The 23,461-nt window shown below is 36.4% G+C and carries 23 protein-coding genes and 1 pseudogene; 8 read left to right on the top strand and 16 right to left on the bottom strand.

Features of this window, described 5'->3' with window-relative positions; translation table 11 throughout:
* Nucleotides 1-126 precede the first annotated feature (126 nt).
* Both DS031_RS17345 and DS031_RS17340 read right to left on the bottom strand, forming a co-directional pair.
* Nucleotides 127-720 carry a P-loop nucleotide/nucleoside kinase family protein gene (locus DS031_RS17345; protein ID WP_113807327.1) on the bottom strand — a complete coding sequence of 198 codons (594 nt, stop codon included), beginning with the start codon at nt 718-720 and terminating at the stop codon, nt 127-129.
* 165 nt (nt 721-885) lie between these two features.
* Nucleotides 886-1,647: an SDR family oxidoreductase gene (locus tag DS031_RS17340; protein ID WP_113807326.1), complete on the bottom strand. Its 762-nt coding sequence runs from the start codon at nt 1,645-1,647 to the stop codon at nt 886-888.
* Nucleotides 1,648-2,081: 434 nt separating this feature from the next.
* Between DS031_RS17340 and hpaB the strand changes: the two genes are divergently transcribed.
* Both hpaB and DS031_RS17330 read left to right on the top strand, forming a co-directional pair.
* Nucleotides 2,082-3,518 (top strand): 4-hydroxyphenylacetate 3-monooxygenase, oxygenase component, encoded by a 1,437-nt coding sequence (gene hpaB / locus DS031_RS17335; protein WP_113807325.1) that lies wholly within the window; start codon nt 2,082-2,084, stop codon nt 3,516-3,518.
* A 328-nt stretch (nt 3,519-3,846) separates the two neighbouring features.
* Nucleotides 3,847-4,848, top strand: coding sequence for a DUF6895 family protein (locus tag DS031_RS17330; protein WP_113807324.1), 1,002 nt, complete (start codon nt 3,847-3,849; stop codon nt 4,846-4,848).
* Between the two features lie 78 nt (nt 4,849-4,926).
* On the opposite strand, the gene DS031_RS17325 is transcribed toward DS031_RS17330, so the two are convergent.
* Complete coding sequence (locus tag DS031_RS17325) at nt 4,927-5,511, bottom strand: hypothetical protein (RefSeq protein ID WP_113807323.1); 585 nt, start codon at nt 5,509-5,511, stop codon at nt 4,927-4,929.
* 380 nt (nt 5,512-5,891) lie between these two features.
* Between DS031_RS17325 and DS031_RS17320 the strand changes: the two genes are divergently transcribed.
* Complete coding sequence (locus tag DS031_RS17320; protein WP_113807322.1) at nt 5,892-7,169, top strand: MFS transporter; 1,278 nt, start codon at nt 5,892-5,894, stop codon at nt 7,167-7,169.
* 142 nt (nt 7,170-7,311) lie between these two features.
* Here the strand turns inward: DS031_RS17320 and DS031_RS17315 are convergent, their stop codons facing one another.
* The 4 genes from DS031_RS17315 to DS031_RS24515 form a co-directional block, all read right to left on the bottom strand.
* Nucleotides 7,312-7,710, bottom strand: coding sequence for a VOC family protein (locus DS031_RS17315; RefSeq protein WP_425451989.1), 399 nt, complete (start codon nt 7,708-7,710; stop codon nt 7,312-7,314).
* Nucleotides 7,711-7,761: 51 nt separating this feature from the next.
* Nucleotides 7,762-8,271 carry a TVP38/TMEM64 family protein gene (locus DS031_RS17310; protein WP_142675791.1) on the bottom strand — a complete coding sequence of 170 codons (510 nt, stop codon included), beginning with the start codon at nt 8,269-8,271 and terminating at the stop codon, nt 7,762-7,764.
* Nucleotides 8,272-8,601: 330 nt separating this feature from the next.
* Nucleotides 8,602-9,912 (bottom strand): hemolysin family protein, encoded by a 1,311-nt coding sequence (locus DS031_RS17305; protein ID WP_113807319.1) that lies wholly within the window; start codon nt 9,910-9,912, stop codon nt 8,602-8,604.
* Between the two features lie 246 nt (nt 9,913-10,158).
* Nucleotides 10,159-10,563, bottom strand: a complete 405-nt coding sequence (locus tag DS031_RS24515; protein ID WP_281269140.1) for a MerR family transcriptional regulator — start codon at nt 10,561-10,563, stop codon at nt 10,159-10,161.
* 409 nt (nt 10,564-10,972) lie between these two features.
* Between DS031_RS24515 and ltaS the strand changes: the two genes are divergently transcribed.
* Nucleotides 10,973-12,934: a lipoteichoic acid synthase gene (gene ltaS / locus DS031_RS17295; protein ID WP_113807317.1), complete on the top strand. Its 1,962-nt coding sequence runs from the start codon at nt 10,973-10,975 to the stop codon at nt 12,932-12,934.
* Nucleotides 12,935-13,003: 69 nt separating this feature from the next.
* On the opposite strand, the gene DS031_RS17290 is transcribed toward ltaS, so the two are convergent.
* The 5 genes from DS031_RS17290 to DS031_RS17270 form a co-directional block, all read right to left on the bottom strand.
* Entirely contained in the window at nt 13,004-13,546 is a 543-nt protein-coding gene (locus tag DS031_RS17290; RefSeq protein ID WP_181833211.1) for an RNA polymerase sigma factor, read from the bottom strand.
* Nucleotides 13,547-13,568: 22 nt separating this feature from the next.
* Nucleotides 13,569-15,554 carry a DUF6449 domain-containing protein gene (locus DS031_RS17285; RefSeq protein WP_113807315.1) on the bottom strand — a complete coding sequence of 662 codons (1,986 nt, stop codon included), beginning with the start codon at nt 15,552-15,554 and terminating at the stop codon, nt 13,569-13,571.
* A complete protein-coding gene (locus DS031_RS17280; RefSeq protein ID WP_113807314.1) occupies nt 15,529-16,428 on the bottom strand; it encodes an ABC transporter ATP-binding protein in 900 nt (299 codons plus the stop codon). The genes DS031_RS17285 and DS031_RS17280 overlap by 26 nt, the downstream gene beginning before the upstream one ends.
* On the bottom strand, nt 16,421-16,810 hold the full coding sequence (locus tag DS031_RS17275) for a GntR family transcriptional regulator (protein ID WP_113807313.1): 390 nt from the start codon (nt 16,808-16,810) through the stop codon (nt 16,421-16,423). Before DS031_RS17275 ends, DS031_RS17280 begins: the two co-directional genes overlap by 8 nt.
* A 220-nt stretch (nt 16,811-17,030) precedes the next feature.
* Nucleotides 17,031-18,023: a 2-hydroxyacid dehydrogenase gene (locus tag DS031_RS17270; protein WP_113807312.1), complete on the bottom strand. Its 993-nt coding sequence runs from the start codon at nt 18,021-18,023 to the stop codon at nt 17,031-17,033.
* 275 nt (nt 18,024-18,298) lie between these two features.
* Between DS031_RS17270 and yyaC the strand changes: the two genes are divergently transcribed.
* A complete protein-coding gene (gene yyaC, locus DS031_RS17265) occupies nt 18,299-18,907 on the top strand; it encodes a spore protease YyaC (protein ID WP_245947511.1) in 609 nt (202 codons plus the stop codon).
* Nucleotides 18,908-18,998: 91 nt separating this feature from the next.
* On the opposite strand, the gene DS031_RS17260 is transcribed toward yyaC, so the two are convergent.
* From DS031_RS17260 to DS031_RS24260, 4 genes and pseudogenes are all read right to left on the bottom strand, one after another.
* Entirely contained in the window at nt 18,999-20,303 is a 1,305-nt protein-coding gene (locus DS031_RS17260; protein WP_113807311.1) for a lysine N(6)-hydroxylase/L-ornithine N(5)-oxygenase family protein, read from the bottom strand.
* A 148-nt stretch (nt 20,304-20,451) separates the two neighbouring features.
* Complete coding sequence (locus tag DS031_RS17255) at nt 20,452-20,628, bottom strand: hypothetical protein (protein ID WP_113807310.1); 177 nt, start codon at nt 20,626-20,628, stop codon at nt 20,452-20,454.
* A gap of 37 nt (nt 20,629-20,665) precedes the next feature.
* A pseudogene (locus DS031_RS24265) lies at nt 20,666-21,268 on the bottom strand (Gfo/Idh/MocA family protein); the annotation flags it as partial.
* 27 nt (nt 21,269-21,295) lie between these two features.
* Nucleotides 21,296-21,676 (bottom strand): Gfo/Idh/MocA family protein, encoded by a 381-nt coding sequence (locus tag DS031_RS24260; RefSeq protein WP_245947509.1) that lies wholly within the window; start codon nt 21,674-21,676, stop codon nt 21,296-21,298.
* A gap of 224 nt (nt 21,677-21,900) precedes the next feature.
* Between DS031_RS24260 and DS031_RS17245 the strand changes: the two genes are divergently transcribed.
* The 3 genes from DS031_RS17245 (at nt 21,901) to DS031_RS24590 (ending at nt 23,378) form a co-directional block, all read left to right on the top strand.
* Entirely contained in the window at nt 21,901-22,350 is a 450-nt protein-coding gene (locus tag DS031_RS17245) for a DUF305 domain-containing protein (RefSeq protein ID WP_113807309.1), read from the top strand.
* 348 nt (nt 22,351-22,698) lie between these two features.
* A complete protein-coding gene (locus tag DS031_RS17240) occupies nt 22,699-23,079 on the top strand; it encodes an MEDS domain-containing protein (RefSeq protein ID WP_342767260.1) in 381 nt (126 codons plus the stop codon).
* The gene (locus DS031_RS24590; protein WP_342767259.1) at nt 23,058-23,378 is read left to right on the top strand and encodes a hypothetical protein; all 321 of its coding nucleotides are present in this window, start codon (nt 23,058-23,060) and stop codon (nt 23,376-23,378) included. Before DS031_RS17240 ends, DS031_RS24590 begins: the two co-directional genes overlap by 22 nt.
* Nucleotides 23,379-23,461: the final 83 nt, after the last annotated feature.

Here is a 23,461-nt window from a genome sequence, read left to right as displayed (position 1 = left end):
CTCTCGTTTACAATCGCTTTAAGACTATCATAAATCTCAATTTAAAGATTCTTCAAATCGAGGTTTATTATATAGCCGTAAATTGCTTTTGTCTAATTTTTTGTTTTAAAGGATGAGAGGATGCTTCTAACTTTCTTCACCTTTTATAAAACGAATTAACATTTCTAACTTTTCTTCTGTTAATAAACCGGAATTATCAAACTTTAAGATAGAAGAATCCGGGATGTTCCAAGCGATTTCAGGAGCACTTATTCTTTCTTTAAACTCATCCCAATGCTCGAGCTTCCACTCATCTCTTGAGAAGCCTCTCGCTTCAATTCTTTGCTTCGCTATTTCTGTATTTTCCACTTCGATAATCATAACTTTTATATCCACATCTCGTATCGTAAAGCCTTTTCGCTTCAGTACCTCATCGATCCAGTTCGGAATTGCTAACTCTTTTGTAAAAGGCGCGATCAATGCTGCATTTTGCTTTGCTTCTAAATTTTCTAGCGCAAGATCAGTAATCGCTTCATAAGGTAAATCTCTTAAATGTTCTTTATAAAACTTAGAATCACGATCATCCGCGCTTCTTCCGCTCATCGTCAGCATTTTATTTACAAAACGCGTTCCGACTGTATCCATATCTAAATAAGCCCACGAAAAATGTTGGGATAATACTCTCGCAATATAAGATTTTCCTGTACCAGCTGTTCCAACAAAAAAAACTAATTTGTTCACTTTAACATCTTCTCTTTCTTTAACTCATTTGTTTTTTTACTGAGTTTCACATATTTTTTGTAACTAATCATCCTTATTTTTTCCTTTTCCTATCGATTCTATTATGTATGACATAGACAGAATTTCCTTTAGGCAAACTCCTCTTCTGCTTTTTGCATCAGCAGCTTAAATACCAAACGTATTTCCACCGTTTACGGAAATTGACTGTCCTGTTATAAATCTTGCTTCACTTGAAGCGAGAAATGCCACGGCATTTCCAATGTCGCGGGGCTCTCCCATTTTGCGAAGTGGGACTCCTTTTGCATATTCACGTAAAGTAAGCGGATTGACTTCACTATGTCTTTCAACCGGAATAAAGCCGGGATTTACTAAATTAACTGTAATCCCAAACGGGCCTAACTCATTTGCCCAAGAACGCGTCATGCCAATTTGAGAAGATTTAGCTGTGACATAATTAGAAAAGTTTGGATTCCCTAACTGAACAACTTCACTTCCAATAGTAATAATTCTACCTTCACCTTTTTTCTTCATTCCTGGTAAAACGGCTTTTGTTAATAATAAAGGCGCTTTTACAAAGAACACAAGCTGATCTAAGTAGTCATTCCATGTACTTTCTTCAATTGATAGTTCAGGCTGCGGACCTGTCGCATTATTGACTAAAATATCAATTGTTCCACCACATGTCGCCTCCACTTCTGTTACAAGCTGTGCTACTGCTTGTTCGTCTGTAATATCTCCTCTAACTGTAGCAGCTTTTCCACCGCTAGATTGAATCGAGACTGCAGTTTGTTCGGCTGCTTCTTTATAATTTGCATAGTTTACAATCACCATTGCTCCTGCTTCTGCCAACCTTGTGCTAATCACTTTTCCAAGTCCTTTTGAGCCGCCAGTAACGAGGGCAATTTTACCGTCTAAATGATAACTCATATGTTATTCCCCCTATTTTTGAAAATTAGTGCAGACAAACACAATAAGAAGGCTTAACTCCTTGCTGTGCTCTTTTATATGGATCGCTTATATTTTCGCAATCAAAATTTTTATTGAACATAACAAAAAAGTGAAGTCACCAGCACCGCTTTATAAACCAAGTTTATATGTTTATTCTTTTAAAAAACGAGTTTATTTATTTCTTTACTATTACTTTTTTACATAAATATGTATTTTATTATAACACACAGCATATGGAGATTAATTCGCTTCTCCTTTATAATCTGATCACTAGAATGTTCAAAGAAAGTTTTTTAGAAATTTTGAATGAGAAGAGCAAGATTGACAGCGATTAGTCATACACTTATTTAGTTTAAACCTTTCGCTAACAGCCTTTACCTCATAAGCAAACTCTTTTTAAAAGGTGGGATGACATGCCGGCATGTAATGGGGCAGCTTTTTTAAAAAGAATTCGTAAACTGCAGGCAGAGATATGGATTGACGGACAGAAAATGAACGGAAATATTTGTGACCATGATGCCTTTAAAGGACTGTTAAAAAGTAAAGCAAAGCTCTTTGATCTCCAAATGGATCCGAAAAATTCAAGCTTTATGACATACCCGTCCCCCTTAACAGGAGATCGTGTTGGAACGTCGTATTTGTCTCCCCGCTCAAAAGAAGATTTAAAAAAAAGAAGATTAACAACACAGGAATGGGCAAAAACATCCGGCAGTATGATGGGAAGATCGCCCGATTATATTAATACAGCCCTTATGGCATTAGGTACTGCTTGGGATGCCTTTCAAGACAAGAATAACCGCGGAAAAAACCTTAAGAATTTGTATGAACACGCGCGTGAAAATGACTTAACATTTTCGCATACGTTTGTCAGCCCGCAGGTGAATCGTTCCGTCGGGTATTATGAAGATGATGACGAACCTCTCTCTGCTCAAATTGTTAAAAAAAATAAAGATGGCTTAGTCATTAAAGGGGCTAGGTTACTCGCAACACAAGGCGGCATTACTGATGAATTGTTAGTGCTGCCGGTCGGGGGAAAGTTTATTAAAGACTCGTTTGTTTATGCTTTTTCGATTCCAAGCAATACGCCAAATCTAAAGTTTATCTGTCGTGAATCTTTCGCTTACCGAGGCTCAACATTCGATCATCCTCTAGGATCACGGTTTGAAGAAATGGATACGATTGTTGTATTTGATCATGTATTGGTTCCGTGGGAACGAGTTTTTTTGTACAACAACTATGCGATTGCAAATGCGATGTATAAGGAATCGAATTTCTATCCCTTTCTGCTGCACCAAACGGCTTCTCGACAGGTTGTAAAAATTGAATTTCTCCTCGGCGCTGCCCAGCTTATCGTCGATACCATTCATATTGGTGAATATCAACATGTCCAAGAAAAAGTGAGTGAATTAATCATAGGGCTGGAAACAATGAAAGCACTTCTTCTAAGTTCTGAAGTGGAGGCAAAACAAGATAAAAGAGGAACAATGGTCCCAAGTGAAAATCCATTGCATGCAGCGATTATTACATTTTCGCGGTTATACCCTCGGTTTACTGAAATTATTCAGCTCCTCGGAGCAAGCGGGTTAATCTCTATTCCGACTGAAAAGGATTTTAACTCCCCTTTAAAAAACGATTTAAATCACTATCTACAAGGGGCGTTTTGTAACGGCGAAGAAAAAACAAAAATCTTTCGGCTTGCATGGGATATAAGTACAAGTGCATTTGGCGGAAGACAAACATTATATGAACGATTCTTTTTCGGTGATCCTGTAAGACTAAGCACAGGTCTTTACAACAATTATGCAAAGGATCATGCCGTTAATTTAGCAAAATCCCTTTTGGATCATTAAGCTGAAGCCTTATAAAACATATCGTTAGAGGTACAAAAAAGCACCCATCCTCATTAAAACCTTTACTTTAATGAGGGGGGTGCCTTATCCAGTTTACCTACATAATATTCACAATCCTACTGTGTCTTTCTTTGTATAGAAATGTCTTCCTCTTACCTAAGCATTCTACATTTTTTATCCTTTAATGCTGCTTGGAATTACTGCTGGACTCTACCTGTTCAAGCATTGTCTTCTAAGGTTTAAATCACGTAATCATCTTCCAATCACCACACATATATTATTGAAGTAAAGTAAATAAAATATCTTTTTAGAGGAGAAATAAGCATGTATGATAGAGCATCCAATTATCCTTGGTATTTCTATACTTATAAAAGAAGTGAGTTATTTGGATATTGAAAAGTTTCCACCTCAATTAAAGCTGAAATATTCCTTCCTACACCAACTGGCTTCAAGAAGTATAGACTGGGTAAATCGTTACCTTTATTTGTTTTCTCCGATTAAAGACAACAAACTAGATTATGACGGGCTTCAAGCTTTCTCGGAATTATCAGTGGTTTACACCTATTTGCATCAATGGAAAAACTTAAATCTTACTAATCATCTGCCTGCTTGGTATCACTTTATTTCCCACCATTGTGAAAACCGATCCTATGCTCAAACAGCTAGAAAATACCCGATCATTTCATTTTCGATCCTGTTTCCATATCTTATGCTGCGCGCTTCCGGTTATCGCTTATTATATTATGAAGAAACTCTCGAATACCTTTCCCGATTTGGATATCTCTATACGATGGAAGCAGATTCTGAGTTGATAATGGAACAAGCATTTGTATATTGGAAAGCAAATTACTGCCAAGAGCCGAATTGGTTAAAGTTATACAGGAGAACCTTATTAGGAAACAAATCCAGTCCCATATCCCTCACTGAGGATGATGCTTATTCTGTTACTCATACACTGTTTTATATTACTGATTTTGGCAATCAATCGTTTTCCTGGCTTTTAGATGATAGAGAAAGAATATCGGCAGTTGTAGAATATCTTTTACTTCATTATTTACAAGTTGGTAATTGGGATTTAGTAGGCGAGCTGCTCATAAACTTAAACAGTCTCGGAAAATGCAGCTCTCCCATTTATCGTGAGGCTGCTCGGGCATTTCAAAACGCTTGGCGGAATGATGGAGCTATCCCATATGGACGGATGATAAAAACAAAACTTGATATGCTGCAGGGAAAAATAGGGGCTGAGGAGATCTTTAGAATTTGTTATCACACCACACTAATCGGCATATTGTATTGCGCTACAGCGATGAACCAAATGTTAATTATGTAAGTGCTAGTGCCGCTTGTCCCATTTCTATAGATGAAGCCAAAGAGGATATATAATTTTCCCCTTTGGCAGCAATCATCTCTAACAAAGAGCTAAAAGGATTTGCGGTGTAAAGAAGAAACAAGGCGCTAATGTAGGGAAGCAGAATGCGATTGTAATAAACCAATTCACGAAAGCTACCCATGCAAGAGAAACACTAATACCACCAAAAGGATTTTGATAGAAGATCAGTGTCCATCTGCCCTGACAAGACCAAATTCCATTAAATCGTTCATCGTCCCTATAATTGTAATTATAGGGACCTGACGTTGGAGAAGTTTGCGAACCTAACAATTGATAGACTTGTGTTAATCCTTGTGGGCGCTGCTGTACGAGGCTCATCAGCTGTTGAGACGGTAATGAATTTAAACGATTATAAAGACTTACAAGTTGCTGTGGCGGTTGTGTAGTAGGACGTTGGATTTGCTGCATAATTTGCTGTACTTGCTGTTGTTGTGCTGGACTTAATTGACTAGGCAGCCCTCCAAAACCACCAAGACCTCCAAGACTACCTACACCATCAAATCCACCGGTTCCACCAAAGATACCGCCTAGACCACCTGTTTGACCTGTTCCCCCAGTTCCATAAGGAAATTGACGCGGATCATAATCATAATCATAATACATCTATCAAACTCCCTTTCCACTATTTAATCAGTTTGTTACATTGGCTACTATATGCACAGCTGACTATTATGTGTAAGGGAAATTGTTTATTTTGTATTGTGTAAGTCCACTTCTCAAAGCAAAAGATTTCTCCTTCTTTGCTGTATTTTCAAAAATTATTAAGTGAATGTTAACAATCCATTACGTTTTAATAAATTTACAAAAAATAGTTGAATATTATAAAAATGATTCTTTATACTGAAGAAGAATGAACCGCAATACCTTCACACCTACACCTTTTCTACTAACTAACATGTTCATTTTTTAACTTTTCCAACAGTGACACGTTGAAATTACTTTTATTTTAAAACAAGTGAATTATTTACTAGGGGGTAAAGCTTATGAAGCGTTTTTCTAAAGAGGAAAACAGCTGGGTATTATATGACTGGGCAAACTCTGCTTATTCGATTATTATTACAACCGCTGTCTTTCCGCTCTTTTACAAGGCCGCTGCTGAAAATGCCGGAGTGAGTGCTGCGAATTCCACAGCGTACTTAGGTTACACGATTGCAATTGCAACATTTATTCTGGCCATGCTTGGACCTATTTTAGGAATCATCGCAGACTATCAAGGCTTTAAGAAAAAGTTCTTCACCTTCTTCTTTGCCCTTGGAGTAACCGCAACAGCAATACTTGCGTTTATTCCGAGTGATCAATGGCTAGCTTTACTCATTTGTTATACGGTGACTGCTGTTGGAGCAACAGGAGCAAATGTATTTTATGATGCCTTTCTTGTCGATGTCACAACTGAGGAGCGGATGAACAATATATCTTCGCGCGGTTTTGGATTAGGATATATCGGCAGTACGATTCCATTTATACTAAGCATTGCCATAATTATCTTGGCGCAAAACGAGCTCTTACCTCTTTCAATCACTGCCGCAAGTAAAATTGCTTTTCTAATCACTGCTTTATGGTGGGGATTATTTACGATTCCTTTATTTAAAAACGTTCAGCAGCGCTTTTATATCGAGCGTGAAGCAAGGCCTGTTGTTAACAGCTTTAAGCGGCTTGGAAAAACGTTTAAGGAAATTCGCAAATATCGGGTTGTCTTTTTATTTTTAATCGGTTATTTTTTCTACATTGATGGCGTGGGAACAATTATATCAATGTCTACCGCCTATGGAACAGATTTAGGAATTGGCGCAACAGACCTTTTAATTATTTTATTTGTTACACAAGTTGTTGCCGCTCCATTTGCGATTTTATACGGAAAACTAGCAGAGAAATTTACAGGAAAGAAAATGCTTTATGTTGGAATTCTTATTTATATTATTGTTTGTATTTACGCTTACTTCCTAGAAACGACACTAGATTTCTGGATTTTAGCGATGCTTGTAGCCACATCACAGGGCGGCATTCAAGCGCTGAGCCGCGCCTATTTTGCGAAGCTCGTACCAAAGAACAATGCCAATGAATTTTTCGGATTTTATAATATTTTTGGAAAATTCGCCTCCATCATGGGTCCATTATTAGTAGGAGCAACCGCTCAAATTACCGGCAATTCGAGCATGGGAGTATTCAGTTTAATCGTTTTATTTATTGTTGGGATTATCGTGCTTATGTTTGTACCAGAACCAAAAGAGGTTTCAGTACCGGAATCTGTGAATTTAAATTAAATCTTACCCCATAGAATGAGCATTCAGTAAATAACATGGGTATCTGCCTGCTTCAGTCCCAAAAAAAGAAACAACAAGACATTCGCCTTGTTGTTTTTTTGTACAGCTGGAGCTTGTTATTCAATCCTAAGGAATGATTCTCTTACTTATTTAAAAGGTTCAACTGCCAAGAAACACCAAATTGATCACTAACCCAGCCAAACTTTTGACTAAATGGATAAGCATTTAACGGCATTAACACTTCACCATTTTGTGCCAATTTCTGAAATACCCGGTCAAGCTCCTCTTCCGTATCACAAGTTACATACAGTGAAAGTGATGGGGTAAAGGTAAAATCATGTTTTACGATACTATCGGTACACATAAACACTTGTCCGTTTAATGAAAAGCTCGCTTGTGAAACTTTTCCTTCCTCTCCCCCTTCATTTGCCCCGTAACGTGAAATGGTTATAATTTCTGCATCATCAAATAGAGAGACATAATAGTTCATTGCTTCTTCAGCACTGCCTTCAAATAGTAAAAAAGGTATAATTTCTGACATCATAAAAACTCCTTTGTGAATACATTTTTTTAATTATGATGCTAAAGCTTTCTACTTATCATGAATGCTAGAATGGCTGATCTTGTTCCTTTTCTTTCTACTGCAAAGTTTATATCCAACAAAAGCTAAGATAGCTGCGGTAGAAAGAGCCACTAATATATACTGATCAAATTTCTTTGAAAGAAACCCTAATGGTATGAGAGATAATATAAAAAAATAAATTAAATTACCAACAGCTGTTGCTAATAAGAAATGGTTAAAACGAACAGTACTTAGGCCAGCAGCAATATTAATGATACTTGTTGGAACAAAAGGAAAAATCCTTCCTATCAATACATACATAAAACCGTTTTGTTCGATTTTATCTTTCATTCCAGAATAACCTTTCTGAAGCAATACATCTTGAAACAATCCTCGTACAATGAGAAAAACAATTACAGCTGCAGCTACACTTGTAAACCAACTCCACATATACCCATAAAAGAATCCAAATAAAGTAATATTAAGCGTTAGCAATAAAATAAGCGGAATAACCGTAAACGTATTTTGAATAATCATCATGACGAAAGTAAGCACGAATATAAAGAATAAATTTTTATCGGACCACAAGCGAACTGCTTCGATATCACCATCTCTTAATACAATAAACAATTCTGTATTAAAAACTATTAAACATAAAATGGCGATTATACTTATAAAAGAAATCACTTTTACCCATATACTAATATTCGTTCACCTCTTTTGGCAAAGCTCAACTTCATTTAAATACCTTTCTTTTTTAATTCTTTCTTCATCAAATATAAACCTTCAAATCATCTAAAATATTCCAATTAATCTCGATAAGCAGCGACCATTTCAAAAAAAACAACACCCTTTAAAGAGTGTTGGCTGCTACGCAAGCGATTGCTGATCTAAAACTTTGACGACCTCAAGAGATTTTATATGATATCCTTCTACTTCGAGTACTTTAAACTGGTAATCATTCACCATGATTTTATCTCCTGCTGCTGCTTCTATCTTTTCGGTCAGCACCCAGCCGCCAATCGTATCAACATCTGTATCATCAATCGAAAGTCCAAACAGATTATTTACTTCTTCAATCAACACTTTTCCATCAATAACTGTTCGGTTCTCATCAATACGATTAATATCCGGGACCTCATCATAATCAAATTCATCGCGAATATCTCCTACAATTTCTTCAATAATGTCTTCAACGGTTACTAACCCTGCCGTTCCGCCATACTCATCGATTAAAATAGCCATATGAACACGTTCTTTTTGCATCTTCACCAACAAATCATGGATGGCAATCGATTCAATCACTTGAATCACAGGGCGTGTATAGTTTTCAATCGTACCCTCTAAGTTTTTCCCTTTTACAAAATGAATCAACACTTCCTTCATATTGATCATCCCAATAATATTGTCTTTATCACCATCAGTAACGGGATATCTCGTATAGTTCTCTTCCTTCACAACCTCTATAAACTCTTGCAGCGTTTGCGTTCGATCAAATGCAACGATTTCAGTACGGGGAACCATAATCTCCTTTGCAATACGGTCATCAAATTCAAAAATATTATTTACATATTTGTATTCAGATTGGTTAATTTCTCCACTCTTATAGCTTTCAGAAAGAATAAGACGAAGTTCTTCTTCTGAATGAGCAATTTCATGTTCAGATGCCGGCTTCAAGCCAAAGATTCCAGTTACTAAACGAGCGGATCCATTCAAAATTTTAATAAATGGATACATGATTTTATAAAAAAACATCATCGGTTTTGCAAATAATAATGTGACCGATTCAGCTTTTTGTATCGCAAGTGTTTTCGGAGCAAGCTCTCCAATGACTACATGTAAAAATGTAATGGTCGCAAAAGCAAGAATGAACGATAAAATCGTCGATACGGATTCAGATACATTCAATTGAACAAATAATGGATGCAGTAAATGTTCTACTGTTGGCTCTCCTAACCAGCCAAGTCCTAATGCTGTAATAGTGATTCCTAGTTGACATGCTGAAAGATATTCATCCAAATTCGTTATTACCGTTTTGGCAGCAAGTGCATTTTTATTTCCTTCTAACACTAATTGATCAATCTTTGTACTGCGAATTTTCACAATCGCAAACTCAGATGCAACGAAAAATCCGGTTAAAGCGATCAAAATTGCTACCATCATTAAATTAAATATCTCCAAATGGTCTCCTTACTGCATCGCTGCAAGTAAGGAATACACCTCCTGTTTTTTTATATTCTCAGTCATTAATATTAATTATTTAGTTTGCAGTTTCATGCTATATTTTTTACAAGTAACAGTTCCAAAAAATAGAAAGGTTCCTAGTATAACGACTTATCTTTTCAGAAGATGTCAGGTTAACCATTAGAAAAATAAAAGCAAGAAAAGAAGAATGGATGGTTGTATAATAATTGGTTTGCTGCTTTATTATCCAAATAATAAAAGCAGTGTCTGCGACAATGCTGTACCTCGTGGCGCTAGTTTGTTCATGATTACCTTATGTTGTTTTTCATCTAAGTTTTCAAGCAGAGGCTTTATTTCTTTAATTTCAGTCTCAAGATGCTTCATAATATCTGCAATTTGTTCCATATGCTTTTCAACTTTACAATCATCAGCACCATCATTTGATTTTATTAATCCAATCGCTGTTTTTATTTCATCTAATGGCATATTCAACTTTTTATAATGCTCAACAAGCTCTAAAATATGAATGGACTCTTCCCTATATAATCTGTAATTCGATGCCGTTCTTTCCGGATTAAGTAATCCTATTTGGGTGTAATAATCAATTGTTCTTTTAGAAACATTGGTTATACTTGCTAATTCACCAATTTTATAAAACTTCCCAATTTAATCACCCCATCCATTTAAATTAATTTTAATTTATAACATACAAACCGTACAGTCAACGTTTTAGTTTGAATATTTTTCGAAAATTATGTACATTATTTCCACCTACAACTTGTCGTTAATCCTATCGATAAAAAATCCATTCCAATTAGGTTACTCCTAGATTTTTTTGTAATCGCTTCCTTTAATGGTGTGAAAGAGTTCAACATAACTCTCTGTTTTTCCAGCATCTTGACTTTTTCCAAAAAACAGTTATGATCTATTTTATCCATTAACTTTCTTGTATATTTTGCAAGAAAGAATGGTCCACCTAAAAGAATAATAGATATTGTTAATAAAAAATAAATATATTAAATAAACTTAGATACTTGAACTTTGAAGAGGTGAAATGATGAAGAATTTATTCAACAAACTGAGATTCAGTAATAATTATATGAGCCTTTTCTTACTAGCTGTGATCTTATTATGGATAAAAACCTATTACAGTCAGCTAAATGAATTTAATTTAGGAATTGAAAATAGTATGCAGGAGTTTTTACTATTTCTTAATCCATTAGGTTCATCACTTTTCTTCCTTGGATTTGCGCTTTTTGCAAAAGGAAGAAGAAAATATATTTGGCTCATTATCATCAACTTTTTATTAAGCTTTTTATTATTTGCAAATATCGTCTACTATCGTTTTTTCAATGACTTTATTACTTTGCCAACATTAACACAGACGCAAAACTTCGGTGATGTTAGCGGCAGTATTACATCGCTGTTAAAAGCAACAGATCTATTATTCTTTTTAGATACAATCATATTACTTGTTTTAGCTGCATTTCGCTTTGGCAAACAGCAAAACATCCAAATTCAGCGCAGAAAAATCGCTGCCGTTTTTACAGCGGCGATTATAATTATGTCCGTAAACTTAGGGTTGGCTGAAACAGACCGCCCGCAGTTGTTAACAAGAACATTTGACCGCAACTATATTGTAAAATATTTAGGAATGTATAATTACACGATTTATGATGCGGTGTTAAGCACGAAAGCTTCTGCAAAACGTGCGATGGCAGATAGTAATGATATTACTGAAGTAATTAACTATACAAATGCAGAGTATGCGAGTCCTAATCCGGAGTATTTCGGAGCGGCAGAAGGCATGAATGTGATTTATCTTCACCTAGAGTCGATTCAAAATTTCTTGATTAACTATGAACTTCATGGCGAAGAAGTAACACCATTTTTAAATTCGTTAACAGCAGAAGAAAATACGCTGTATTTCGATAACTTCTTCCACCAAACAGCACAGGGAAAAACATCCGATGCTGAATTTATTTTAGAAAATTCGTTATATGGCCTTCCGCAAGGTTCTGCCTTTTCAACGAAAGGAATGAACACGTACCAAGCAGCACCTGCTATTTTAGGACAAAAAGGCTACACGTCAGCGGTGTTTCATGGAAACAAAGGTTCATTCTGGAACCGTAATGAAATTTATAAATCATTTGGATATGATGCATTTTATGATTCCAGCTATTATGAATTGAATGAATTTGAGCTTGCCGATTACGGCTTACATGATAAACCATTTTTTGAACAATCTATTCCATTATTAGAATCGTTACCGCAGCCTTTCTATACGAAATTCTTGACGGTATCTCACCATTATCCTTATCGAATCGATCAAGAACAAACAACGATTGAGCCGCATACAACTGGAGATAAATCTGTCGATAATTATTTCCAGACAGCACGCTATGCGGACGAAGCATTAAAAGAGTTCTTCGATTACTTAAAGGAATCTGGTTTATATGATAACTCTGTTATCATTATGTATGGTGATCATTATGGAATTTCAGAGAATCATAACAAGGCTATGGCACAAGTTTTAAATAAAGAAATTACACCGCTTGAAAGTGCAGGCTTACAACGAGTTCCTTTATTTATTCGTGTTCCTGGCATTGAAGGCGGCACAATGCATCAATACGGCGGTCAAATTGATCTTCGTCCAACACTACTGCATTTATTAGGAATTGATACAAAGCAGTATATCGAATTTGGGACAGATTTATTATCTGAAGAACACGATGAAGTCGTTCCATTTCGAAACGGTGATTTTATGGGACCAACGATCTCCTATACAGATGATAAATTCTATGATTCTACGAGTGGAGAGGAAATAGAAGCAACAGAAGAAGCGCAGCAATTAAAGAAAGCTGCTGAGATGAAACTGCAGTTCTCTGACCGTCTTGTCGAAGGAGACCTGTTACGTTTTTACACTCCTGAAGGTTTTGTTCCTGTCGATCGTTCTCAATATAATTATAAAAAGAAAACCGTCCCAACTACGCCTCCAAACATTCCTGGCGTTGAATAAAGTGAAAGCTGCTGAGCGTCATGCTCAGCAGCTTTTTTATTTCTTTCTATTTAAATCAAAAGACATTCGCTAAGATACGTACTGTTTTAATAAATAATCTTTCACTTTATTTCTTCCTCTATAAATTCGTGATTTCACTGTACCTAAAGGAAGCTTCATATAACGGGCAATCTCTTCTTCCTTTAATCCTTTTTGAAATTTCAACAAAAGAATTTCACCTAACTCTGGTTTAAGCTCTCCTACGAATTGCAGGAGGTCTTCTTTTAGAAAAAGCTGCTCAACTTCTTTCTCCACACTGCGACTTTTCCATTTGTCTTCGTTCAACTCAAGGATGATCGATTCGACTGGTACCGCGCCGCTTCGCTTTTCTTTACGTACAAAATCGATTGCGGTTCGGACAGCGATCGTTGACAGCCAGCTTCCGATTCTACATTCCTCGTCCATTTTTTCAATGTTTTTATAGGCTTTAATAAACGTCTCTTGTACAACATCTTCTGCTATGTGGCAATCTTTTACGACCGACAAAGCTGCATGATAGACTTTCATATAATAATTTCGATAAATCAATCCAACGTCTTTTTGATTCTCTTTATGCTCTAAGACAGCCCCCACTTTCCCCATCTCCTTCTTGTTTTTATTCGTTTATTGCTTCTTGTACAAAATCAGGTGCAGCTTCCTTGGAAAGATACTGTGTTTCGATATAGGCTCCGCTCTTATATTTGAAAGCAATGATATAACTACTATTTTCACGGCCATTATCAATATTTTGTAAGAGCTGATTATTTTTTTCATTATCGGTAATTTTTAATGCGGTTCCTTCATCGAGCAGTTCTTTAATCCTTGTCTCCACTTCTACTGCATACCCTCCAGTCGGACTTAACTCTTTGCTTTTTGCAATAACCGCATAGTCGATATCGTCCGCCGTTAAAATCGCCGCAGCAAGAAGTTCCTCTTTTTTCAACCAGTTCAAGAGCTCCTGATATGTTGGTGATAATTCCATATAAACAGGTTGTTGATTGTCGTTATTTAATTCAACTGAGATATGGGAATTACGTCCTTTTTCGTTTATCATCTCTTCATATGATGCATTTGTAACCTCTTCTTTTAAAATCTCGATAACCTCCATGATTTTTTCAGGATCAGCTATCGTGACGCGGTGATCAATCGGTCCGTTTGGAGAAATAGTGATTCGGTCAACTTGACTATTTTCGACACTTAAAATCTTATACGTAGTCTTCTTATATTCAGCAGACTCATAGATTGGTTTTAAATATTCTTCAAAAGCAGCACTCGCAGGAACCTTGTACTGACGAATTTGTTTGTCGCCATCTTTCAGTTCATACACAATAAATAAACTTCGCCAGTTAGGATTTTTCGCTTCCACACCTTCTTGATTCGCAATCATTTCATTGTGTAAGTCTATAATTGCCTTAATGTTTTCTTCCTTATAAATATAGTGTACAGGTAATTCACTTTCTTCTTGGTTGATGTAATCCCATGGCGATTTGTCATTGAAATAAACGCGCTCAATCTCATCAAATTCCGGTATGTTGCTTTCATATCCCGTAACATCAAATTGAAACAAGACAAAAACAACAATGATCACTAATGAATATGGAATTAATCCCTTTAAACTTCCAAACACCCTCCATGATTTTTGGAGCACCATTTCTGAAATATAATAGCCAATAACAGCACCAGAAGCGTATCCAAATAAAACCCAATATAAACTTTCCTGTGTTTCGCCAAAATATAAACCGCCGAACAGCATTGTGCAGAACGTTAGCCCATATTTGAAAACTGGTCTTAATTTCGAAAACGCAATTGCTTGGGATGCCGCTTCATTTTTTCGCTTTTTATAAATAACTAAAGATAAAGCCGTTAAAGTGATCGCCGCAGCAAGATAAATGATTACAAACTTCAGACTGATTGGCTGGCGATCAAATTGTTCTAAATGTGTAAGTGGTGAAAACCGTTCAAGATTATTATTTAAATAATAATCTGCTGGATATCCGAATAAAAACTGTTCCAAGTTAAAGTTAAACAACAAACTTATTCCAAGCGGAAAGAAAAGCAAAAGATACGTAAGCACCGCCTGAACAGCAGACAATCCCGTTAACATCCCGACAAAAACAGCGGCACTAAACAGCAGCAAATCAAGCAAAATCGTTGTGCCAAGCCAGACTGCCAGCTCTTTCATCGTAAAAAAGGCTGTCATATCAAAGAAGCTGTTAAACAGCACTAAAATAACCGCAATAACCAGCACCGGCAGGATTAAAAAGGTGTTTCCAATAACCAGATGATGATAAAAGACGCTTTTTCTTTTGAGTGGTAAACTGTGAATAAAATCGGTTGACTGCTTCAACTGTAAATATCTGAAAAGAAATAATCCAAGTAAAACTGGAATCCCAGCAAATAAAACAATCTGAACTTCAGCATTATAAGAAAAAAGATTTTCATAATGTGGGAAATAGTAAGCATCCTCCCTTGTCATTTCCATGATGATTTTTAAAGGAATCGCAAACAATAATCCTAAGAAATAAACGAGACTAACCCATCCGACTGTTCGTATATCCTGCAGAACGATCTCTTTATTAAACCAAGATGTTTTCGATGGCATAACCGGCTCCCCCCATTTCATAAATAAAAATTTCTTCTAATGTAAGCGGCAGCAAATCAAAAATAACCGGGTTATAACGCTCCACCTTTTGGAATACCTCTTCATGAGCCCCTCGTACAATGCAAAGCAAGACGCTGCCTCTTTCCTCTTTATATAAAACATTTAACTCATCGAAAAAGTGATCAGGTACGTTCTTTTTAAAGGCGATCTGAATTTTATGAATATCTATTTTTAAGTCATCGAGCTCGCGTTCCAACAGCATCGTCCCTTTATGTAAAATCCCGATGTGATCGCAAATATCTTCTACTTCCCGAAGATTATGAGAAGAAATCATGACCGTCATTTCACGCTCTGCAACGTCCTGCACAATTAAATTTTTCACCTTTTTCCGCACAACTGGATCGAGTCCATCAAAAGGTTCATCTAAGATAAAAATTTCAGGCATCGCAGACAATCCTAACCAAATTGCAACCTGCCTCTGCATCCCTTTTGAAAGCTTTTGAATTTTCTTATGTACATCAATTCCAAAAAGCTGTTCTAATTTCTTAAATCTTTCCGAGTTCCATGTTGGATACAAGCTTTGATAATACATCGCCATCTGTTTGATCGTGTACTGTGGGAAAAAATAAACCGTATCGGTGAGAAAGATGATCTTCTGTTTAATAAGATTATTTTCAAACACTTCATCGTTTTCGATGCGAATTTCTCCTGCATCTTGTTTATAAATTCCGGCAATTATTTTTAAAAGCGTTGTTTTTCCAGCACCATTTGAGCCAAGCAGCCCGTAAATGGAGCCTTTATGAATGGAAAAACTAACATTTGACAGCACGTTTTCACGATCAAATGCTTTGCTTATTTCTGTAATATTAATCATCTTGGCCGCCTCCCCCTATGGATTGTTCAATTTCTCTAACCAGCTCATATATCTCTTCTCGTGTTAATCCTAAGTATAGCGCTTCAGCTAAATATTTTTTTAACTCTTGTTTTACTTTTGTTAACTTTTCTGTATTCACTTCCTTAGCAGACGCACTAACAAAGCTGCCTTTTCCTTTAATCGAATAAATGTATTCTTGTCTCTCCAGCTCTCGATACGCTTTTTGAATTGTATTCGGATTAATTGTTAACTGCTGTGCAAGGATCCTTACAGAAGGAAGTTTTTCATCAACTTCAAGCACTTCATTAATAATCAGCTCTTTAATCTTGTCGATTAATTGTTCATAAATCGGCTTTCGGCTTCTTACATCTAATTCAAACATTGCTGCTCTCCCTTCTGTACTATGTGTATGAATTGTATTAACTGTACTACTATATTTAATACAGTTAGATTATATACGATTGAAATGGAATTTAAAAGGGAAATTTTTAAAAACAACATGACTTCATACTAAAAAACCCGATTTCCTTTATAACTTAAAAGGAAATCGGGTTTTCATTTTTTCATAAAAAAGCTGCCGCAAAAAATAAGGAGGCCTATCCCTAATAAGACAGACCTTCTTCAATGACATGTTTGTTTACTAAATGTTTCGGCGTTTTCCTCTCTACCCCCTGCAGTAAGTTATCTGCTGCAAGATTTGCCATGTTCATTCTTGTTTTCTTACTCGCACTGCCGATATGAGGAAGTACGACAACATTAGGTAACGTTAACAGCGGGTGATCTAATGAAATTGGCTCTTCTTTAAATACATCTAACCCTGCCGCAAAAATTTCGCCACTTTTTAAGGCATGATACAAGTCACCTTCATTCACGATGCCGCCTCTTGCCGTATTCACTAATACAGCAGATGATTTCATTAACGCTAACTGTTCTTTGCCAATTAAATTTTCCGTTTCCGGCGTATAGGGCGTTAACACACAAACAAAGTCAGACTCCTTTAACAGTGTTTCAAGATCCCTATAGTGAATGCCGAGCTCCTCTTCCGCCTCTTTTTTGCGGCTTCGATTATAGTACAAAACGTCCATATCAAAGCCTTTTGCTCGTTTCGCAACGGATTCACCGATTCGTCCTAAGCCAATAATCCCAAGTGTGGCACCATACATATCTTGACCGGTTAACATCATCGGCGACCATGTTTTCCATTTACCAGCCTTCAAATAATCTGAAGCCTCAACTAACCGGCGACCAGCAGCCATCATTAATGCAAACGTAAGATCAGCGGTTGTTTCCGTTAACACACCCGGCGTATTCGTAACGAGTATTCCTTTTCCTGAAGCAGCATCCACATCGATGTTATTGTAGCCAACCGCCATATTGCTGATCACTTTCAGGTTATTCGCTTTACTTAAAAGCTCTTTATCAATGGATTCCGTTAATAAACAGTACAGTCCATCAACATTTTCTATTTCTTTTTCAAGCACTTCTTTTGGCACCGGAATATCTTCTTCATCCCACATGCGCACTTCACAAACTTCCTTTATTTTCTCTACAACAGGTAACGGCAGCTTTCTTGTAATATAAACGTTTGGTTTCAAGGTTTTCATACCCTTTCTTACGTGAAAATTTCTCAATCATTAATGACCGTTAATTGATTGATAACGGTTAAAGTAGTCTTCCACATCTCTCCTATTTTTTCCTCCCTAATCCCGTTAAATCACCCGCTTCCTGCTTCATTATTACACATTTTAACTACCATATTTTACCTTTATGTGACTTTCGAATTAGAAAAAATGAAGGATTATACGGTATAAAGAAAGAATATTAGTTTTAAGAAATGGAACAACAGAGAAATTGATGAGGTGGCTATCACATGTTCAACCGATACAATACAGATAAGAAACGAACAATGTTTGAAGAAATTATTCCATATAACCATAAACTAGCACCACTTTTTATTCGCAACACATTACACGCGCTTATTCCAGAAGGTACAGAGCATATTTATGTTGTCGGAATTGGCTCTAACCTAATAAACGGCGATAGTCTCGGTCCTTTTGTTGGAACATTACTTCGTGATTTATATCCAGACCACTTAACAGTACGCGGAAATCTTCAATCACCTTTAGATGCGACAACGCTTGTCCCGGAAATATCAAGAATGATTTTACCAAAAAACAGCTTTGTCATCGCAATTGATAGTGTGCTGGGAACGGCAAAAACCTTAAACTCAATCGTTGTTCGCGAAGGTGCTTTGCTGCCGGGTGCAGGTCTTAACCAACATCTTCCACCAATCGGAGACTGCAGCATTATGGGAGTCGTTCTCGAAAATAATCCTGCCATTGAAAAAGGGGAGCTTTTTTATACGAACCTCCATCTTATTTACACGATGGCCGCTAATATCGCAAAAGGCATCTCGCTTGCGGTTAGACAATACTTTAACTATCCTTCTAATCAGCCGATTTTACTTTCTAGTTCGTAATAAATTTGGATTCAGTTATGAACTAAAGAAAAAACCTGTTTTTGAAAAAGTGTGATCAAAAACAGGTGTAAAGAAGAATAAGTAAGTTTCTTCAATTAAACTTCTCGGCATCAAAATTTTGAAACACATATTTATCATAAATTGGAAATATTTCTTTTCTAAGCAGATGATTAATAATTACCTTGTTGCGGTGAACAGCAAGCCCTAAGTTTGTTGAGCCCAATCCGTGTGAATGTGAGATGCCGCTGTGCACATAAATTTGATTTGGCAGATCGAGACGAAGCCGGTAATCAGCCTCTACTTCATACCTGCCTTGGTCATCCCACGAAATATAAGAATCTAACTTTTTAACAAAATCTGGTACATTCGGACGGTAGCCGGTACCGACAATAACGACTTCACTTTCATGGGAAAATTCTTTATTTTGCTGCCACTGATGACACAAAATTTTATAGTTATCCCCTTTTTCTTCGATTCCTTTCACTTCTGTTAATACCTGCAAGCTCACATCTAATTCTTCTCCGGAAACAGAATGCTCATACAGCAAATTATAAATATCAGTCGTTGTATGCGCGCTAATTCCTTTATAAAGAAGGTCTTGGGAAGCAAAAATTTCATCTTTTTTTTCTTGGGGAAATTGATAAAAATAATTTACATAATCAGGAGAAAATTGTTCGACACTTAATTTCGATTCTTCCATTGATAAAAAGCTTGGTGAGCGTGTAATCCATGTTAGTTGATACTGATGATCGAGCCGTTCTTTTAACAATTCACGAAATACTTCTGCCGCACTTTGCCCCGAACCAATCACTGTGATCGATTTCGCTTTTCGACACCGCTTCTGCCGCTTTAAAAACTGTGACGTATGAAACACATCTTCTTCTGAAAAACCTTGAAACGATTTTGGCATCACCGGCGTACTGCCCGTACCTAAAACAATGTTTTTCCCTTTATATGTTGTTATCTCTTTCGTTTTCATATCTTGAACGGTAATAACAAAACATTTTTCCGACTGCATGTATTCTAACGAAGAGACCTTCTTTCCAAAACGGCAATTTTTTAATCCATCTGCCGCCCATTGACAGTAATCGTTATACTCTCTTCTCGGAATATCTAAGCGCTGTAAAAAATAAAACGGATATAAGCGATTTTTTTCCGATAAATAATTTAAAAAGCTGTATTTATTTGTTGGATCCGCTAACGTTACTAAGTCCGCCATAAACGGAACTTGAAGCCTTGTGCCTACAATTAGCATGCCTGGATGCCAATCAAAATGCGGTTTTTGATCAAAAAAAACGGTTTTTACTTCTGTACAATCATCAAGCAGCGCCGCCAAACTTAAATTAAAAGGACCGATCCCCACTCCTACTAAATCATACACCTTATGATCCACCATTTTATTGTTCCTCCTCCAAGCCTTTTCTTTATATTATTAGAAAAAATGGAAAAACAATTCTTAAATACAACTTTATTATGTAACATTACTTTATACTAAAAAACCCGCTTTCCTTGATGATCTACACAGGAAATCGGGCTTTCTTTTCTTAATCTATTACTGCAGCACTTACTTGTTGTACCGGCCAATCCTCTACTTTATACGCCATATCAAAAAACATATATTCAAGCTGACAGCTGACCATAAAGAGTTCCTTCATGCGCAGTTTTTCTTCTTCTGAAGCTTGTTCTGCTAGTTCGTCAAGTTTGTCAAGATATACATTCATTCTCGGTTTTTCTTGGGCACCGTAAAACGTAATCCACTTATAAAGAGGAAGTCGTTATATTTACAAATGTTTCTTTTTTAACGGACTCAAAACACGCATCAAGTACCTTCAAATTATGAATTGTATTTTCCATCATTCCCTCTGGCATTTTCCCTTCTAACACCCATTTTGAGAAGGATTCAACTTCAAGCTGATATTGATGTCCAATCACGGTTTCTTCACGACCATTTTCGTCATTTGCAGCAATCAAAAGTGATGCTTCGCCTTTATAAATCTGTGGTATAAACGCTCGTGGTACGCGAATACTGCCCTTTGTACCAATTACCTCGTACGTATCAATCCGGGTACGATCCATGCCCGCATCAAATACCGCTGTTATGCCGTTATCAACTTTTAGAATGCCTGCTGAAGACATGTCTACTTCACTTTCAGGATGCTTTTGAACAGAAGCGAATACTCGATTCGGTTCAGCTCCTAAAATATTTCGAATTGAATGAACACAATAACAGCCAACATCGTACAAACTGCCGCCGCCAAGCTGTGAATTCATGCGGATATTGTTAGCACCATGTTCAAAGTAAAAGGAAAGACTTACTCTCATCACTTTTACGTCACCAATTTCACCAGAAGCAATTATTTCCTTTACTCGTTCATGCTGTGAATGAAATTAATACATAAACCCTTCTAAGAAAAGCACATTATTTTCCCGGCAAACATTAATCATTGCTTCCGCTTCGGCTGCGGTTAATGCAGCAGGCTTCTCGCATAACACATGCTTTCCTTTTTTGGCCGCTTTTTTAACCCATTCTGCATGAAGAGCGTTTGGAAGTGGAATGTACACCGCGTCAATGTCAGGATCGTCTAATAAATTTTCATAGGAGTTATATACTTTTGAAATGGTAAACGTTGAAGCAATGTCATTTACTTTCGGATTCGAACTCGCAATGGCCGTAACTTCTGCATTACAAGCGTCCATAAAAGCAGGCAGTAATTCGTCCTGGGCAATTTGAGCGGTACTTAAAATTCCCCAGCGAACAGATTTATTCATTATTTTCAGCTCCTATAAATCAATTCTAAATGTAATCGCTTTTATTCCCCTGTTAAAAATTTACTGAATTAATCATTATAATTTTAGGGCAATTTCTAAAAATTGTCTTTGTACTATAGCGACATGTTTTTATATTTTAGAGACTGTTTTAAATAAGAATAAAGAATACATGTTATAAAATTCGGGTATTCATCTCTACAAGACTATATAAAGGAGTGTATGTTATGAAGCCATACCTAAGATTTGCAGGAATGGTTTTAATCTCAGCCATTGTGATGTTTATTTTCAAATATCTGAGCACATTTAAGTTTGATCATGTATTCTTTAGTGAAACAAGAGCTTATATGGCGCTGTTAATGGGTGCAACAATGACGATTATTATGTTACTTTTTATGCTTCATATGCTCAAAAATCGCAAAGCAAATATTGCCATTATTTTAGGAAGTATTGTTGTATTTTCCACTTCACTGTTTCTATTAAGAAGCCAAACATTAGTAGATGATGTGGATTATATGGAAGGAATGATTCCCCATCACTCCATTGCCATCTTAACGAGCGAACGCGCTGAAATTACAGACCCACGAGTTCGTGATCTTGCTGACGAAATTATAAAAGCGCAGCGTAAAGAAATTACTGAAATGAAAAATTTAATTGAAGATCTTGAAGATGAATAAACACTAACTGTATGAAAAAATGACTCCACTCATATGAGCTGGGAGTCATTTTCTTGTTTGTAATCAAAGTTCTCTGTATCCCATTTCTTCAAATGCGATCCCAAAAAATAGATTTAAGTTTATGAACCTCCCCTCCCTACTGTTTTGCATTTGAGGAAGGGGACTTCTGGCTGAATTTTATTAAAGGAAACCATTTCACTTTCCTTCATCATAAAATAAAAAGAGTAATTTCCAATCATTACCCTCAACACTATAACCGTTTATATACTACAAAACTTTCATTTTCGGCATTATTTATAGAATTTTGTTAACCTGGAGTTAAGTCAATGTAGTAGAAAGGATGATTACTTGCAAAGCAAAATGAACCAGTTGTTTAAGGATCAAAGAAGTGTTCATGTACTTTATGCGTATAAGGAAATGGACAATTATCTTGAACAAGTTATGAGTTACATACAAAATGGCATCACAGCGGGAGATCACGTCATTCTTATTGAAAATGAACCTATTTACCGTATGATTCATAAAAAACTGAGCTCGCAGTTAACAGAAGAACAAATGGAAATGGTCCACCCTGTAAACAGTTTTAATTTTTATTTTTCAAGCGGCAGCTATCATCCTCCTGCCATTCTTGATTACTTTAATAAAACAGTTCAGCCATATGTAATAAAATTTCTTTCCGATCATGGGCACATGTGGAGTGGCTCACTATGGAAGAGACCCTGCATATAATAGAAGATTTTGAGAAGATAGCAGACGAAGCTGTGAACCTTCTGTCTTTTCCATTAATTTGTGCGTACACAAAAGAGAAAATGCCGGATTACCTCACAAAGATTTTGATGGAAACACATCCTTACATTCTAATGGAAGATGATTTTCTCGTTTCCGATCAATACCAACAAAAGATTGATATGAATCTCCCCCACTTACCTACGGTTGAAGTGAGGGTTTCTAATGTTTCTCAACGGCTCTTAAACATTTTAAGTTCCATCAAGCTTAACACTAGTGGAGTTGACACAGCGGCGTGCTGAAAACGCCCAACCCCTCTATACCGTTTGTCATGATTCCCATGCATTCGGTACTTCTTTTAGACAATTTTTGATTGTGGATGCCA

It is taken from the genome of Bacillus taeanensis (assembly GCF_003318295.1).
In the GTDB taxonomy this organism is placed as follows: Bacteria; Bacillota; Bacilli; order Bacillales; family UBA6769; genus Maribacillus; species Maribacillus taeanensis.
This window is presented reverse-complemented; position numbering and strand designations above follow the sequence as displayed.

What these genes read in the sequence shown, in the direction of transcription:
- DS031_RS17340 (WP_113807326.1), bottom strand. Translation starts at nt 1,647, where the DNA reads ATGAGTTATCATTTAGACGGTAAAATTGCCCTCGTTACTGGCGGCTCA.
- hpaB (WP_113807325.1), top strand. Translation starts at nt 2,082, where the DNA reads ATGCCGGCATGTAATGGGGCAGCTTTTTTAAAAAGAATTCGTAAACTG.
- DS031_RS17330 (WP_113807324.1), top strand. Translation starts at nt 3,847, where the DNA reads ATGATAGAGCATCCAATTATCCTTGGTATTTCTATACTTATAAAAGAA.
- DS031_RS17325 (WP_113807323.1), bottom strand. Translation starts at nt 5,511, where the DNA reads ATGTATTATGATTATGATTATGATCCGCGTCAATTTCCTTATGGAACT.
- DS031_RS17320 (WP_113807322.1), top strand. Translation starts at nt 5,892, where the DNA reads ATGAAGCGTTTTTCTAAAGAGGAAAACAGCTGGGTATTATATGACTGG.
- DS031_RS17315 (WP_425451989.1), bottom strand. Translation starts at nt 7,710, where the DNA reads ATGTCAGAAATTATACCTTTTTTACTATTTGAAGGCAGTGCTGAAGAA.
- DS031_RS17310 (WP_142675791.1), bottom strand. Translation starts at nt 8,271, where the DNA reads ATGATGATTATTCAAAATACGTTTACGGTTATTCCGCTTATTTTATTG.
- ltaS (WP_113807317.1), top strand. Translation starts at nt 10,973, where the DNA reads ATGAAGAATTTATTCAACAAACTGAGATTCAGTAATAATTATATGAGC.
- DS031_RS17285 (WP_113807315.1), bottom strand. Translation starts at nt 15,554, where the DNA reads ATGCCATCGAAAACATCTTGGTTTAATAAAGAGATCGTTCTGCAGGAT.
- DS031_RS17280 (WP_113807314.1), bottom strand. Translation starts at nt 16,428, where the DNA reads ATGATTAATATTACAGAAATAAGCAAAGCATTTGATCGTGAAAACGTG.
- DS031_RS17275 (WP_113807313.1), bottom strand. Translation starts at nt 16,810, where the DNA reads ATGTTTGAATTAGATGTAAGAAGCCGAAAGCCGATTTATGAACAATTA.
- yyaC (WP_245947511.1), top strand. Translation starts at nt 18,299, where the DNA reads ATGTTCAACCGATACAATACAGATAAGAAACGAACAATGTTTGAAGAA.
- DS031_RS17260 (WP_113807311.1), bottom strand. Translation starts at nt 20,303, where the DNA reads ATGGTGGATCATAAGGTGTATGATTTAGTAGGAGTGGGGATCGGTCCT.
- DS031_RS17255 (WP_113807310.1), bottom strand. Translation starts at nt 20,628, where the DNA reads ATGAATGTATATCTTGACAAACTTGACGAACTAGCAGAACAAGCTTCA.
- DS031_RS24260 (WP_245947509.1), bottom strand. Translation starts at nt 21,676, where the DNA reads ATGAATAAATCTGTTCGCTGGGGAATTTTAAGTACCGCTCAAATTGCC.
- DS031_RS17245 (WP_113807309.1), top strand. Translation starts at nt 21,901, where the DNA reads ATGAAGCCATACCTAAGATTTGCAGGAATGGTTTTAATCTCAGCCATT.
- DS031_RS24590 (WP_342767259.1), top strand. Translation starts at nt 23,058, where the DNA reads ATGGAAGAGACCCTGCATATAATAGAAGATTTTGAGAAGATAGCAGAC.